Raw genomic sequence first — 15052 nt, forward strand, 5'->3', positions numbered from 1 at the left:
GGCAAATGGCAGTAATCATAGAATTCTCGCTAATTCCCCTCGGTGAGGTTAGTGTTAGCAAGTATATAGCCCAAGCTATTAAGTTACTTGATAAGAAAGGGGTAAAATATCAACTAACTCCAATGGGGACAATAATTGAGGTTGACGACTTCAAAGATGGGCTGGAAGTTGTTAGAGAAGCACATGAGCTCATGTTCAAGCTCGGCATTAAAAGGGTAGTCACTTACATCAAGATAGACGACAGGAGGGATAAGGATAGGCATATGGAGGATAAAGTCAAATCGGTTATGGAGAAGGTGAGGGAATGAAGGTCTTAGTTCTGGCTATTGACAGAGATAATGATTTCGGTGTGAAAGCTGGTGTTAAGGGCCCAGTTATTGGGAGAGATAAATGTTTGGATGCAGCAATAAAGCTTAGCCTGGCTGATCCTGAAGATAGTGATGCAAACACTTTATTTGCTGCGATAAAACTCTATGATGAGCTTAAAGAAAGCAAGGAATTTAAAGATGTAGAAGTGGCTTTAATTACCGGTCACCATAACGTGGGTGTCAGGAGTGATATAGAGCTAAGTCGACAACTAGATGAAGTTCTCAAGATATTTCCAGCTGACGGCGTCATTCCTGTAACTGATGGCGCTGAAGACGAACAAATATTTCCTCTCATAACATCAAAAGTTCCAATAGTGAGTACAAGGAGAGTCGTTGTCAAGCAAAGTCCAGGAATAGAGACTACCTGGTACATTATAGTCAGGTATCTAAAAGAGATTATGAACGATCCGGAAGCGTCAAAAGTTGTCTTGGGAATCCCGGGACTTATAGTTCTTCTCTACGGCATAGCTAAGCTAATATCCCTGAAGTACCCACCGAGCGCCCAAATAGTTTCCTCAGCGGTTACTGGCGTTGTGATGCTTATTGTAGGAGGATACTTCTTCATAAAGGGCATGAAAATAAGGCCATTAGAATTGATAAGCAGAGGATTTATAACATTCATTGGAGTTATTACAGGTTTAATAGTAATACTTGGGGGAGCCATAAACGTCTACCTTACACTTGAAACTATATCAACGAAAATGATAGGGGGGATACCAAGCAGTGATTTGATAGCTCTACTTATTTACCTTAACGCCGTCAATCCATACTTTATCCTTGGCTTTGGAATAATACTTGCCGGAAAAACAATCCAAGGATATTTACGGAAAAATCCCCACATATGGTACTATACTTCCGGCATATTAATGCTCCCTGCGTTTTGGAAAGTCATCGACTTAATAACAAAATACTCAAATCCTTTAATAAAGAGGAATCCAGGGGATATAGTACTTGGCATAGTTTTAATTTTATTAAACATTGGAATAAGCATTTTGGCAGGCATAAAATTAAGAGAAAAAGTCAAGAGCTGGACTTTTTCATCCTGAGATACGTTAATAAGGTAACAAGAATTGCCAGTACCCCAGCCCCAATTGCAAGTTTCTTTAATCCCTCTTTCCCTTCAACGTTCTCTTTCACTGGAATCTTTAGTGTATGTTCAAATATGTAGACATTATCATCTCCCTTATCCCTGTCGCCCACGGCTCTTATTCTAATGAGTACGTTGTATACCTTTGGTATAGCATCTTTATCTACGGTTAGTGTAATTACACCCTCGCCAGTTTGATTCGGTTCAAGGGTGCCCACATAGTCCGTCCTCTTAACTAGGGTAAATGGCTGAGACGGTTTAACAAACCCCTCAATAACAACACTTTCTGCTTTCTCTCCCCCAATGTTCTTTACAGTGACGTAGATATTCACGTCCTTTCCCTGAACTGGCTCAGGCTTAAATTCAACCCTCTCTACCACTATATTCGGCTTCTCCTCAATAATAATAGGGATAGAGAGGTTCAGTTCTTTAAACTCCCCACTAGGATCTTTATACACTACAACGACTGGTATTTGATACGTCCCAGGTTTTGCATCCTTATCAATATCCACTTTAAAAGATGCTTTCGCAGAGTCACCTTGCTTAAGGGTGCCAACGTTTATAATCTGGTCACTGGTTTTGCTCAACTTGAAAGGATACGATGGCATAGGCTTAACCAACACGTACCTAGCTTCCCCACTTCCAATGTTTTCTACAGTGAATGCCACCTCAACATCTGAATTTCCAGGTAATACTCTTGATGGAGACGTAGAAACCCCACTAATTACGATCATTTCAGCGCCAGTAACATCTATACCAATTATTCGTTCATCAGAGAATTCCATATCATCGGGAGAAGACAGGTAAGCTAAAGATACCTTGAGAGGATAAACATTATTCTCTAATCTGTCATTAGCCTTGAGCACGAAACTCAGTTGAATTGTCTGATTTGGAAGAATAATTCCGTCATATTTGACGTTGTCTTCTCCGACGGGTAAGAATGCTGGCATTCTTTCAATGGCAATTTCCCCTATTAATTGGTTTATTGCTGACTGTAAATTCTCCAAGATCTGTTGGCTCTGAGATATGGGAAGTGAGGATAGCTGAGATAAATCAATTTTCTGAATTTCCCTCCTAATTAAAACTTCTACAGGTATTATTTTAACTCTTAATCCCTTAGCATAACCTTCTCCTACGTTCTTTAGCGTTAACGTAACTCTAAAGGTCATTCCCGGCTCCACTTTTTTTGGCTCTATCGTGACATTCTCAATCTCTATAAAAGCAGCCCTACGCCTTATAACCGTAGTAGAGAACGTAAATTCTTGAGTTATCTGCTCATTAGTATTTCCGGAGTAATATGTAACCCTTAATTTGAAAATGTAAGTACCTGTTTTCACTGATTCATCAACGTGTAATTTGAACTCCTTAACAATAGTCTCGCCACTTTCAACGAATTTAGCGTAAAATGAATTTGATGATACTGGAGCAAATGGCCTTCCCTTTATATCTTCAAGGATTAGGGTGCCCAAAACATCTTTCGCAGTATCAGAACCTGAGTTTTTGAGCACAACTTTTACTGTGAAGTCTTCCCCAGGATAAACTACCTTGGGGATTGATTGATTCTCAACGATAAACGTTGCCTCGTAATCCCTTGCTATCGTAACTGCCGTGGAATCATAGAGCACCCTCTGTTCCAAGTTCTCCCCTGTTGTATAGGAGAAGTAAACTACGGTTAAGTACAGGGGATAGTCTCCAGGCCTAGCGTTCTCGTTCGCCTTGTAGCTAAATGTTATCACCTTATCCTCCCCAGGTTCAATGTAGTCAATAAATTTCATCGTAGTTCCCAATGGATATAGGCTACCCTGAGCCACTCCAGTCTGAGCAAGTGTTTGAGGTAGCACTGAAACAGCACTTTCCTCCCTGCTAGTGACCTCTGGGATTAGGGGAGTTGGAGATAGCATCACGGTCACGAATCTTACTCGTCTGGATCCTATATTCTTTAGGTGAACGTTCACATAGAATATTTCACCTGGACGTACCGTTCCTTTAACTTCTATTTTTGAAAGGAGTAAACCCTGAACCATAGAGACTCTCCATTTTATCGGGCCACTTATGCTAATTTTGGCCCCATTCGGGTAAACGAAGAGGGGAGTGATGTAGAGAGTTTCGCCATGATACTCAATCTTTACTGTCTCATTTACACCCACAGGCCTAGCGTTTGGTACTAATATTGGCTTAGCTATGTCATTTAGCGAGATCCCTAGCTCTGGATGCTCTTCAATAGTTTTAACTATAGCGTTCCAAACTTCCATTTGGGATGCAGAGGACAACCATCTCAAAAACTTGACATATTCGATTGGGTTATCTGGATCATAACCCAAGGTCTCCGCCATGGCTCTTAGGAAAGTTTGATTTGCAAGGAGTTGCTGAACTTTTCCAGGATCTGGCACGTATATCTTCGTTAAATTTGGACCAATCGGGTTCATGTCTTCATCGAGGACTATAAACAAAACTTTCCACTCTCTGTCATTGATATCGTATACAACGTCCTTCACAATAACCGTGAGTGGACCAACCAAGAGATAGTCTCCTTTATCCACGTACCCCTCGAACAGTAGCTCAGGACCTTGAGCCCAACCCGGGGTAATTAGCATGGCTATTATCATCAAAATAGCAATTAGCTTACCCTCTTTCATCTTTCATCCCTCCCTAGTTTTCTACCAAATTCAAGTTGCAATATAGCTGGAGTTACGAGATAAGCGGAAAACATTGAAGCGAATATTCCAACCGCAAGAACTTTACCAAAGTCATGAATCGCAGTAAGTTGGGCAGTTAACAAAGCGAGGAATCCACCCGCGGTTGTCAACGCACCCACCAAAATGCCAGGACCAACGCTCTCCATCGCAGTTATTATCGGCGTTTTATTACCCTCCCTTAACTCTTCTAAGAATCTGTGAGTTATGTGCATCCCATAATCAACCCCAAGCCCCACTATCATAGATACAACACCAGCTAAGGTTTGAGAGAACGGGATTCCTGCTAGTCCCATGTATCCTATCGTCCATAAAGCTCCAAGGAACATTGGCATTATCATGGCTACTGCAACTGTGGGCCTTCTAAAGATGAGAAATACAACGAGAACAACTATAATGGTTCCTATTGTCGATATCCTTCCGATCTCCTTGTCCACAAGATCACCAAGAACGTAATTCAAATACGCACTCCCGGCAAGTTCAACCCTGGTGCTTGGTGGGAAGTTAGCCTGCTTTATTTGTTCCTCAAAATATTCCATTATTCTGTTAAACTTCCTCTGCGTTACACCCATGAAGTTACCTTTAAATTTCACAATCGTCATCGAGTAATCCGAAGAAACTAGGGAAGAATCTTTCAATGCCTCGCTTATCTTCTCTTTGTCCTGGGGTATGTAGCCATACTTTTGCAACACCTCATCGGCTATGCTTTCCGCAGAGAAGACATTATTCGTATGGGAGTCCGCCTTAACTTCTCGTTCGAATCGCAATATTGCCCTGACGAGGGTAGGATCCCTTACATCCTCAGCCCTTATTAAAATGTTGACTTCGTCTTGACCCCCAAATTCCGATCTTATGTCTGCAAGAGCCTTTATCTCGGGAAGATCCATTGGAATCATTTTTTCGAGCCTGACCTCTGTTGTGACTTTTGTTAGCCCATAAAATGAGACTCCAGAAATTATTAAGGCTACCAGTAAAGCACCCCAGGGAAACCTCTTAATGCACCCTCCCCACTTGCTAAAGATGAAGGCTATTTTTCCTTCTCCTCCACCTATGGATATTATCTCCTCCTTCTTCAGAACCACCCTCCTGAAGTCCTCCTCAAGTATCGCAAGAGCTGGTGTTACTATGACGGCATTTAAAGCGGTAAGGCCAAGACCCATAACTAGGGTTATGCTGAGCCTCTTGAGTGATGGAAGCGTTGAAATTGATAATGCAAGAAATCCAGCTATGGTCGTGAGGGCCGCACCCAACAAGGCCTTTCCGGTCTCAGCTATAGCCTCCTCCGCAGCTATTTCTGGAGGTTCTCCCTTGGCCCTCTCCTCATAGTATCTGTTCGTGATGTGAACACCGTAATCAATACCCATACCTATTATCATAGCACCGACTGTGCTAGTGGCGATATCCAGAGGAATCCCCAAGAGACCCATGAAGCCCAAAGTCATTACAACACCAAATATTAAAGGAATCAGTGGGACAAGCATTCTAATTGGGGATTTATAGAAGTACAACAAAATTAGTACTACTATTATTCCAGCAACGGCCATCGTCCTATTCATGTCATTTTGAAGCATTTCAAGAACTTTGTACGTTATCCCGAGATCCCCAGTGAGAACCACATCTACTCCATGGGGAAAGTTTGACCTCTTTACATATCCCTCCATGTCGTTGTAGACTCTGACGAGGGCTTTCTGGTTTCTCTCCCTGTTTATGTTAACTATGATAATTGTTGAGGAGTAATCTCCACTCACTAGCCCTTTTCTAGCATTTTCAGGAAGAACATTGAGAACAAAGTTTACCTCCTCCCTGTTCTTTGGGAGCCTTCCCAGGATTTGAACGCAGAGGTCAGCGATGCTGAAAGTATCAGTAACGTACTCCCTCTGCTTCAGCTCCTGTTCCAAATTGTACATTGCCTCTATTAACTTAGGATCCCTTATGTCCGAAACTTCTTCAGTGGACTTTATCTTTACGTATATAAGAGCAGAATCCCCAGTTCCAAACTCATTCTGCAAGATGAAATAGCTTTTCACGGCCTCCAAATCTTCAGGAAGTTGCTTAGAAAGATCACTCTCAAACCTAAGCTGAGTTAAGCCATAAGCCGATAGAATTAGAAGGAATAATGTTATTATCGCGAGCGAGTGCCTGTACGCAACTATCACCCTCGCGATCTTCCTCAGCATGTTAACCACCAAACTTTTGGAAATTTTCGAAAGTTTTATAATTTCAGAAATTTAAAAGTGTTATGGTGGTCACTTGTGGGTATTGAGGAGGCCAAGAAGATAATTATGGAAACGTTCGCTAACACCGCGAGGAGGCTTGGGCAGAGCGAGCTCATTGGGTACATTTATGGAGCCCTCTTCTTATCCGATAAGCCTCTCAGCTTGAGTGAGATAGCCGAGATGACCGGATACTCACTATCGCACGTGAGCTCAGCTATGAAGGTTCTCGAGGGAGTTGGTCTAGTTCAGAGAATAAAAAAGCCCGGAGACAGAAAGGCGTACTTTATTACAACCAAAAACTTTGGAGAGTGGAGAAGCTCTGCATTCTACGAGAACATTTTACGAGATATAGAAGAAACACGCAAAAACCTCCTGAGGGCTCTAAGTGAAATAACTGAGGAAACCCAGGAAGCCCAAAGGATAAAAGAAAAAATAAAGAAGGCCATAAGGAGGAACGAGACAACAAAAAAATTGCTACTCATAGTTATGAAATTTAAATCCGAGGAAGAGATACTTGAAACCCTTGAAAGATGTCTAAAGGAGAAATAAAGCCTTTCTTTATCGCGCTCAGCTCTAGCTTCCCCAGGGTCTTAGAGGACCTGCTAACGGGTCATACAAAAGGGACATTTGCTCTTAGTTTAACTTATATTAACCTTTTCATTTTATCAAAAGCATGGCCAGAGCCCTTCTATACTCCCTTACGGTTCTCTGCTTTAAAATCTCCTTGCATCATTTTGTAACGCGTCTCTGTACCCTCTCGCTTGGATTAAGTAGCTGAGCTTTCCTTTGAAGTAACTGTTGTACAGAAACTCCCCTCTCTTTTCTTTAGTAAATTCATAATTAAGGCCATTAACAAACCCCATAGACAAGCTCCATGAACAGGCTCTCTAAGGGAACTATAAAGGCATAGAAGGTTAGCTTCCTTTGTTAAGGGTTATGACTGGGATTTTTAACTCTTTAAACAGCCCAACTAAGTACCTAAAACAAATCTTTATGTCCATGAAAACCTTAACCAAGTCCAAATAAACCCATGAAGGCTCTTTCCCCCCTATTAAACGAAGTTAATCATGTTCGGCTAATTTCCAATGATCTTGATTACCTTTTCACTGTTTCAAATACCTCCAAATGGAAAGAAAAATAAGGTCAGCCAGGAATCCGGTCATCACCCTTCAGCATCGGATGGCGCTCATCACACTGGGTAAGTTAGTCAGACCTTTAAAAACCTTTTAACCTCCTTGGCAACTTCTTCAACTTTTACCTCCCTCTGCTCTCCACTTTCCATATCTCTAATCGTTATAACCCCCCTTTCCAAGTCCTTCCTTCCAACGATTATTGTTATCTTAGCTTTAATCCTGTTTGCGTAGTCGAGGGCCTTCCTCAGCTTCCTCCCCATGAGTTCTACTTCAACCTTAACACCTTCTCTTCTAAGCCTTGAAGCTATCGAAATTGCCTCTCTCTTTGTGTCTCCTACTGAAACGACATACACGTCCGGTGAGAGATCTATTTCGGGAATTACCCCCTTCCATTCTAAGATCGGAATAAGCCTCTCAACACCTATCGCAAAGCCAGTCGCCGGGGTAGGCCTCCCACCGAACACCTCGATTAAGTTGTCGTACCTTCCTCCCCCACCAATAGATCCTATTCCAAGCTCATTGGGTGCAATAGCCTCAAAGACGACACTCGTGTAGTAATCAAATCCTCTTGCAATCCCAAGATCTATCACAACCCAGGATGAAACCCCATAAGCATTTAGGATATCAACAAGCTCGTACAATTTTTTTATCTCATCCTGGGCCTTTTCGCTCTTAAACAACTCCTCGGCCTTCGGTAAAACTTCATCTGGTCTGCCCCTTATCTCCACAAGCGAGAGAACTTTCTCAACTTCAGCATCGTCAAGCCCAAACTTCTTGAGCTCATCTATGAACTCTTCCTGGGTGAGCTTGTCCTTCTTATCTATTATCCTCATTAGGCCTATGTCATCCTTAACCCCGAGCATCTTTGCGAACTCGTCAAGCAAAACTCTATCTCCAATGTTCACTGTAAAGTCTTTCAAACCAACGGAGAGGTAGCTCTCGACGAAGAGAGAAATCACCTCGGCATCTGCCTCAACCCTATCGCTCCCTATAAGCTCAACCCCAGCTTGCCAAAACTCCCTGTAGCGACCGCTCTGAGGCTCTTCATATCGGAACATGTTGGCTATATAGTACCACTTTATGGGCTTTGGAGCATTCTGAAATTGGTTGACGTAAAGTCTAGCAACGCTTGATGTCATGTCCGGCCTTAGAGAGACATTCCTCCCTCCCTTATCCTTGAACGCATACAGCTGCTTCACTACCTCTTCCCCACTCCTGAGTTCAAACAATTTAGTGTACTCCATTACTGGAGTTAGAACCTCCTTAAAGTTATATCTCTCGAAAACTTCCCTTATTCTTTCGAACACCCATCTTCTCTTCGCCATCTCTTCCGGAAGAAAATCCCTCGTTCCCTTTACCCTCTCTATCATCTTTATCTCCCTCTGCCTCTATCCAAACCCAAAATAAAAACCTTCTGAAATCTGAAATTTTGTCGAAAACTTTTATATGCATAAAATGTAAAATATCAGCTGGTGATCCTCATGGGCAAGCTCGACTGGATTAGGGAAGAACTTGAGGAACTAAAGAAGAAGGGCCTTTATGTAACCATTAGAGTCCTTCAAAGCGCCCAAGGTCCGTGGATCGTTGTGAACGGGAAGAGAGTTTTGAACATGTGTTCAAACAACTACCTCGGCTTAGCAGCACATCCAAAGATTAAGGAGGCCGCAATAAGGGCCATTCTCGACTATGGTGTTGGAGCAGGTGCGGTAAGAACGATAGCCGGAACCATGGAGCTCCACGTTGAGCTTGAAGAAAAGCTGGCAAAATTCAAGAAGAGGGAAGCTGCGATCCTCTTCCAGAGCGGTTACAATGCAAACCTTGGAGCAATTAGCGCCCTCCTCAAGAAGGGAGAGGATGGAGTCTTTATCAGTGAAGAGCTAAACCACGCTAGCATTATCGACGGAATGAGGCTGAGCGGTGCTCCTAAGGTTATTTACAAGCACCTTGACATGGAAGATTTGAAGAAGAAGCTTGAGGAGAACAAGGACAAAAAGAAGAAGATAATTGTCACGGACGGAGTGTTCTCAATGGACGGTGACCTCGCTCCACTCCCGGAGATAGTTGAATTGGCCGAGCAGTACGACGCTATAGTGTACGTTGATGACGCTCACGGTGAAGGAGTTTTAGGAGACCACGGAAGGGGTATAGTGGACCACTTCAACCTTCATGATAGGGTAGACTTCGAGATGGGTACGCTGAGCAAGGCCTTTGGAGTTATCGGTGGCTACGTTGCGGGGCCCGAGGAGGCGATTGAGTACCTAAAGCAGAGGGCAAGGCCATTCCTGTTCTCAAGCGCTATGAACCCACCAGACGTTGCAGCTGCAATTGCAGCCGTTGAGATTCTCCAAAAGAGCGATGAGCTCGTCAAGAAGCTCTGGGACAACACGCACTACCTCCAGAAGGGACTTAGGGATCTCGGCTATGACTTGGGTAACACCAAGCACCCAATAACCCCAGTAATGCTGTACGATGAGAAGCTAGCCCAGGAATTCTCAAGGAGGCTGTTCGAAGAGTACAACATCTTCGCCCAGGCCATAGTCTATCCAACCGTCCCACTTGGAACCGCAAGGATAAGGCTAGAGCCATCAGCGGCCCACTCAAAGGAGGATCTGAAGCTTGTAATTGACGCCTTTGAGGACTTAGGAAAGAAGACCGGCTTCTTGAAGTGACACCTTCTTTTTTCTCTTATTGTTAAAATTAAAACTTTGTCCATTCAACTTTGTAATAAACAACGTCATTATCCTCATCGACAATGGCCATTATCATGCTTTTTCTTACTCCGTGAGCCACCCTAGCCCTTGCCGTGATGTCATTAGGAGAAAGCTTTTGATTCTCCCTTACAACCCATATCAACCAGTCGGAATGTTCTGCATTCTTCCTGTAAACCCTGAAGTGGGAGCCAAACTTCAACGCTGACTTAACTATGTACCCCCTGTCCCTAAGGTCCTTGTAGACAAGGTACTTAATGTCAAAATCTTCATCTTTTCTCCTTCCAAGCTCAACTAGATCTTGGAAGTTCAATTCTTTATTTCCGTCGAGAACTTTTATCCAACCTCTCTCCGTTAGGTAGGCTGCCTCAATTAAGGAGAGAAAAAGCCTATTCCCCTTTAGCTCTCCATACCCCCTGTTATGATGTAGCTGATTGATGGCCTTTTCCCTCTCGCTGTAGACTCTGTCCCCGCTTAAGAAGAACTCTATGACCTTTTTCATGCCATTCTCACCCTTTCCCAATCTTCCGGCCTTAGGATCATGTAATAGGCATCCTCGCCGTCCGAATAATAGCTTATAATCCTCTTAACTATCTTAAAGCCAAGCTTTCTGTAGAGGTTTATCGCCCTCTCATTGCTAACCCTAACCTCGAGCCCAATCCACCTTGCCCCCCTTTTAAAGAGCCTGTCGATAACGGCTACCATCAAAGCCTTCCCAATCCCGTTTCCCCTATAATCAGGATGAACGGCTATGCTCATTATGTGCCCTTCCATGTCGGGCTTGAGGTACTCCATTACGTAACCAATGACCTTGGCATTGTATTCGGCAACTAAGAAAGTTTCAGGATTTGCCTCCATGAAAGTGAGGAACAATCCTCTAGGGTATTTTTCCCTAAACGACAGCCGCTCAATTTCCATTATATAAGGAATATCGAATAACCTAGCTTTTCTAATAGTCACAAGGGATATGGGGATTTTTCTTCTCATGCTCTCTTCCGGTCTGGCTACGTCTTCCATGTTTGAAGCTTATATGTTAAAGTTTTTAAACATCTTCATCCGTTTAGGATGTCTTAAACTAAACTTGGTGATTTACTGCCCTTACGAGCTTTAACGCTCCAAGGAGATGTATGGTGCCAAAAGCTAAAACTCCCAAGATTTGGATACGCGAACCTATGAATGCCAGTAACATCCCACCCCAGAATAATAGAACGTAAGTCATTACATTCTCTCTCCACTTGGCCGTAAGCTGTACAATCAGATATAATGCTAAGTTCACTAGGACTATTTTAGATGAAAATGTTAAGTGCATTAGTGCTCCAAGAGTTAATCCATTGACCAAGTGAATAGGTCTAAAGTTCTCGGTAAGTAATATAAATCCAAAGATCATAAGCCAACCAAATAGGCTACTTTTTGTTTCTTTCATTGTCGTAGTCCAGAATAGGAGAAAATAGGGCAAACTGAGGTATGTATTTAATAAAGAGTTAAGCTTTTTCTCCTCAAGGATACTAAATGTAGCAAAGTACACTAGCACGAAAACTAATAGTAACATTGGAATAAGAAGTAAAAGGAAGACGGGAAGTTCTTCAAGGTTCATAGTCTATTACCTCCTTCTTTCTTCCCTTTCTAGAGCAATGAAATCCTCCGCGGGATATAGCAATGCCCAGAGGTACATGAAGAGTATGGTTACTATGAATAATATGAGCAAGAGTGCGAGGATAGCTAGACCCGACAATCCCTCGAAATCTATAAGGAGATAGAAGGAGGACGGAAATGGCATAAGTCTGCAGAATACAACGAAAGGAGAATTCGTAGCACCGACGAATTTTCATGATAACTCCCCCATGCCGTCCTTGGGACTATTTGTCGTAATTAAGTAGCTTACTATATTGATGACTTTAGATTTTATATATATTTTGGGGTTGAAGTTATCTACTGATAATAGAAATATTAATATTGCGATCTCCTGGGTTACTTGGAATCTCCAACCAATAAGCCAATTTCATAAAGCCAAAATAAAGATTAATGGCAAGAAGACGTTAGGTATAATCCTCACTGAGAGGGTTCTTTTAGTCGATTCATCTGATTAATGTGCACAACATACATCACTGGCTCCTCCAGCTGGTTTAAGTACGCTTTGATTGCTATTGGTGTTCTAGGATTAATTGGAATTGTGAACTTTACTCCAGCGTTCTTCGCTCTTCCCGTTTGGCTTCCCATCATAATTATCCAGAAATAACTTGTAAATTGTTAGTGTAGTTTTGAGCGTTCGCTTGTTTTGAAATTAAAGTTTGAAATTAAATCTGCCTTCTTAATCAACTGGTGTTAGCAGATATGCAACTATTATCAGTCCAGCAAATATGAGGAAGATAAAGTGGACCCTAAATAATACTTCAGGGATACTTGTATTTCTGAATCCGTCTGTATTTATCATTGCAATAAACCATACAAAAATATAAAGGATAATAAGCCACTTAAGAAGAGTTTTAGGGATTTTAAGCCTCATGACTCATCACCCACTATTAAATTATTGTCTCCAAGATCGCTTGAAGGTACCGGCTTGGTACCTTCATAGGCTAAGTAAATCCAAAATCCAAGAATGGAGCCTAAAGAAACATATGCACTCAAAGCCCCCATTCCAGCAGCTGTAAGAGCTTCTGCGAGGGTAGCTCCTTCATTCGTTATAAGGTATGTTAAAGCTCCTGCTATTCCACCCCCAATACCACTTGCGATTTCTTTTTCTGGCAATGAAAAATCTCCAAGATCTATTGGGTTCATTTCTATCACGCTCATTACTGGTTCTTTTAGTTGGTTTATGTATGCCTTGATTGCTATTGGTGTTCCGGGGTTTATGTTACTTAAATCCACCGGAATCCTCTCCTGCAATTCATCATTAATTGGAATTGTGAACGTGAATGCTCCTGAAGAGCTGGGGTCTAAGCTTAGACTGCTCGGATTTGGATTTACTAGATTGTTATCGCTACTCCTGTCATATACTTCCCCTCCAGCAAAATAAATATTTGTTACCCAAACCTCCGCTGAAGCACTGCCGGAATTCTTAACGTTAACCTTGCAGGTCACTGAATCCACGTCCTCACTAACTAATTCTGGAGCACATTCCATCCATGCCTCTATGTTTGCCTTTGATGTTGTTGTTATCGTCTCCTCGTCTTCCCACTTACCATTGACATAAAGGGTGAAATGATGCTTTCCTGGGTTTGTTAGTGTCATTTTAAACCAATCCTTGTAAGTTTCTCCCGGAAACAACTCCTTAGGTTGTCTCTCAAAGACAAGTATTGGCTTGCCGAATTCTCTATCTGGGGCTTCATAGGAATAATAAACCCTAACAACTGGATAATAAACGATCTCCTGCCCCCTGTTCTCCACAATAAACATCAAACGTTACTTCACTACCTTCCCTATTTCCCACAACAAGCTTACCCAATATCACTTCATTTTCCTCACTTACCTCAACAATCCCATCTGCACTGTCCCTCCGCACAAACCTATTGTTGGCTATCTTTTCATAAAGATAAACGATCCACCCATGCTCTCCAGCCTCAGTTGAGTAGTCGTCTAGCACTGCGATATCCCTGATTCTACCTTTTAGATAAAAAATAAAGGCAAACTACAAGTCTAAGCTTTTAACTCTCATATTTCCCCCACCCTTATACGTATACCCCCAAGGCAAGCGTCACAGCTATTATGACTGTAATAATTGTGTAAATGTTAAAAACCTGCCTAAAGAGGCCTCTATCAATCTCAGGCAGAGTGAAGAGGAAAAGGCCAGACCCAAATCCCACTACGATAGATAGAAAAAGGCTCCGGGTAGCTAAGTATACTGCCACAAGTGGAATGACTTCGAACAGTAAAATGAGGACCACAAGGGCAAGGGCATCACTTAAGCCCCACTTTCTCTTTTTTCTCCCCTCAAGAAATGAATCTAGGCGTCCTGTAACTTCGAGGTACGAATAGTAACTGATGGCCGTCAGGTAGAACACCAAAACGGGCACCAGTAAACCCCAAAAACCAGTATCGGACTCCAAAAGCACTTTTCCTGCTATGTACAGAGTTAAGAGAAACGTGAGAGATACTCTAATGCCTTTTATTGTTTTTCCTACGTAAATAAACCTCCCGTAAATAATGGAAAAGACGAAAAAGAGGAGGACTAAGAGCTTTTCACTTAACATCTTCCATCACCCCGTCAGCTATCGAGTTTTGGCCATGCCCACCTGAAGAAGCTCACCACGTAGGGCCAAGCGCTTTTGAGGGCCTTCATTGTTTCTCTACTGCGCACCAGCCTTATTATGGTTATTCCGGCCTTAACATCAAGCCCTATAAGGGCCAAGTTAGTCCCAACGTCTACTGTCACGTCCTTATTATCCTGCTTTATGTTTACTGTGTCAGTGCCCGTGAATATAATGTCGTTTCCATTCTGTGGAGATATTACGTACCTCAGCGATATCAAGACATGAGCTCCAAACAGGTCTTTTTCAAGAGTTATGAGTCCTGTGTGCGCTGTATTTTTGAAGACTATCGTAGCAGTTTTAGAACCCTGTATTACCTCTGGATACTCAACCGTCCATGAGGAATCAAGAGAGCTCATGAACTCTGAGTTGTCGGTATGCCACTCCTTGACGCTAACTGAGTTCAAAGAGACAGCTTCCTGCGCAGGATTATAGATAAACGCCCTGCACACTAACATGGCCTTGTACTCTATGTCCTCCCAGTGAAATTCAGGATCGTTGCATTCAAAGCCTACTTGTTTTAACTCTGTCCCATTCATAGGCCTCACTTCCACCCTCACCTCGTCCCAGTGCTCCTCCCCTTTTCCGTTTGGCTGCCCATCG

The 15052-nt window shown here is 42.6% G+C and carries 15 protein-coding genes and 1 pseudogene; 4 read left to right on the plus strand and 12 right to left on the minus strand.

The annotated features are described in order from the left end of the window. Positions 1-5 precede the first annotated feature (5 nt). Positions 6-308 carry an MTH1187 family thiamine-binding protein gene (locus P8X24_RS10905; protein WP_372916155.1) on the plus strand — a complete coding sequence of 101 codons (303 nt, stop codon included), beginning with the start codon at positions 6-8 and terminating at the stop codon, positions 306-308. Continuing rightward, complete coding sequence (locus tag P8X24_RS10910) at positions 305-1414, plus strand: DUF373 family protein (RefSeq protein WP_372916157.1); 1110 nt, start codon at positions 305-307, stop codon at positions 1412-1414. Before P8X24_RS10905 ends, P8X24_RS10910 begins: the two co-directional genes overlap by 4 nt. Here the strand turns inward: P8X24_RS10910 and P8X24_RS10915 are convergent. Together P8X24_RS10915 and P8X24_RS10920 are read right to left on the minus strand one after the other, a co-directional pair. Continuing rightward, positions 1389-4091 (minus strand): COG1361 S-layer family protein, encoded by a 2703-nt coding sequence (locus P8X24_RS10915; protein ID WP_372916159.1) that lies wholly within the window; start codon positions 4089-4091, stop codon positions 1389-1391. The genes P8X24_RS10910 and P8X24_RS10915 overlap by 26 nt on opposite strands. Continuing rightward, positions 4088-6325, minus strand: coding sequence for a hydrophobe/amphiphile efflux-3 (HAE3) family transporter (locus tag P8X24_RS10920; RefSeq protein ID WP_372916161.1), 2238 nt, complete (start codon positions 6323-6325; stop codon positions 4088-4090). Before P8X24_RS10920 ends, P8X24_RS10915 begins: the two co-directional genes overlap by 4 nt. 75 nt (positions 6326-6400) lie before the next feature. Here P8X24_RS10920 and P8X24_RS10925 point away from each other — a divergent pair, with 75 nt between their 5' ends. Continuing rightward, complete coding sequence (locus P8X24_RS10925) at positions 6401-6913, plus strand: GbsR/MarR family transcriptional regulator (RefSeq protein WP_372916163.1); 513 nt, start codon at positions 6401-6403, stop codon at positions 6911-6913. Between the two features lie 164 nt (positions 6914-7077). On the opposite strand, the gene P8X24_RS10930 is transcribed toward P8X24_RS10925, so the two are convergent. Further along, a complete protein-coding gene (locus P8X24_RS10930) occupies positions 7078-7227 on the minus strand; it encodes a hypothetical protein (RefSeq protein WP_372916165.1) in 150 nt (49 codons plus the stop codon). 344 nt (positions 7228-7571) lie between these two features. After that, entirely contained in the window at positions 7572-8867 is a 1296-nt protein-coding gene (gene hisS / locus P8X24_RS10935; protein ID WP_372916167.1) for a histidine--tRNA ligase, read from the minus strand. A gap of 111 nt (positions 8868-8978) precedes the next feature. Here hisS and P8X24_RS10940 point away from each other — a divergent pair, with 111 nt between their 5' ends. Further along, a complete protein-coding gene (locus P8X24_RS10940; RefSeq protein ID WP_372916201.1) occupies positions 8979-10166 on the plus strand; it encodes a glycine C-acetyltransferase in 1188 nt (395 codons plus the stop codon). 28 nt (positions 10167-10194) lie between these two features. Here P8X24_RS10940 and endA read toward each other — a convergent pair whose 3' ends face one another. From endA to P8X24_RS10980, 8 genes and pseudogenes are all read right to left on the minus strand, one after another. Continuing rightward, positions 10195-10707 carry a tRNA-intron lyase gene (endA, locus tag P8X24_RS10945; RefSeq protein ID WP_372823385.1) on the minus strand — a complete coding sequence of 171 codons (513 nt, stop codon included), beginning with the start codon at positions 10705-10707 and terminating at the stop codon, positions 10195-10197. Continuing rightward, positions 10704-11222, minus strand: coding sequence for a ribosomal protein S18-alanine N-acetyltransferase (gene rimI / locus P8X24_RS10950; protein ID WP_372916169.1), 519 nt, complete (start codon positions 11220-11222; stop codon positions 10704-10706). Before rimI ends, endA begins: the two co-directional genes overlap by 4 nt. A gap of 58 nt (positions 11223-11280) precedes the next feature. Then, positions 11281-11799: a hypothetical protein gene (locus P8X24_RS10955; RefSeq protein WP_372916171.1), complete on the minus strand. Its 519-nt coding sequence runs from the start codon at positions 11797-11799 to the stop codon at positions 11281-11283. Between the two features lie 714 nt (positions 11800-12513). Then, entirely contained in the window at positions 12514-12708 is a 195-nt protein-coding gene (locus P8X24_RS10960) for a hypothetical protein (RefSeq protein WP_372916173.1), read from the minus strand. After that, the gene (locus tag P8X24_RS10965; protein ID WP_372916175.1) at positions 12705-13598 is read right to left on the minus strand and encodes a hypothetical protein; all 894 of its coding nucleotides are present in this window, start codon (positions 13596-13598) and stop codon (positions 12705-12707) included. Before P8X24_RS10965 ends, P8X24_RS10960 begins: the two co-directional genes overlap by 4 nt. Next, positions 13546-13785 carry a hypothetical protein gene (locus P8X24_RS10970; RefSeq protein WP_372916177.1) on the minus strand — a complete coding sequence of 80 codons (240 nt, stop codon included), beginning with the start codon at positions 13783-13785 and terminating at the stop codon, positions 13546-13548. Before P8X24_RS10970 ends, P8X24_RS10965 begins: the two co-directional genes overlap by 53 nt. A gap of 85 nt (positions 13786-13870) precedes the next feature. Next, positions 13871-14392, minus strand: a complete 522-nt coding sequence (locus tag P8X24_RS10975) for a hypothetical protein (protein WP_372823389.1) — start codon at positions 14390-14392, stop codon at positions 13871-13873. 14 nt (positions 14393-14406) lie between these two features. Then, positions 14407-15052 (minus strand): annotated as a pseudogene (locus P8X24_RS10980) (hypothetical protein); the annotation flags it as partial.

The sequence above is a fragment of the Pyrococcus kukulkanii genome (assembly GCF_041647995.1).
Classification (GTDB): Archaea; Methanobacteriota_B; Thermococci; order Thermococcales; family Thermococcaceae; genus Pyrococcus.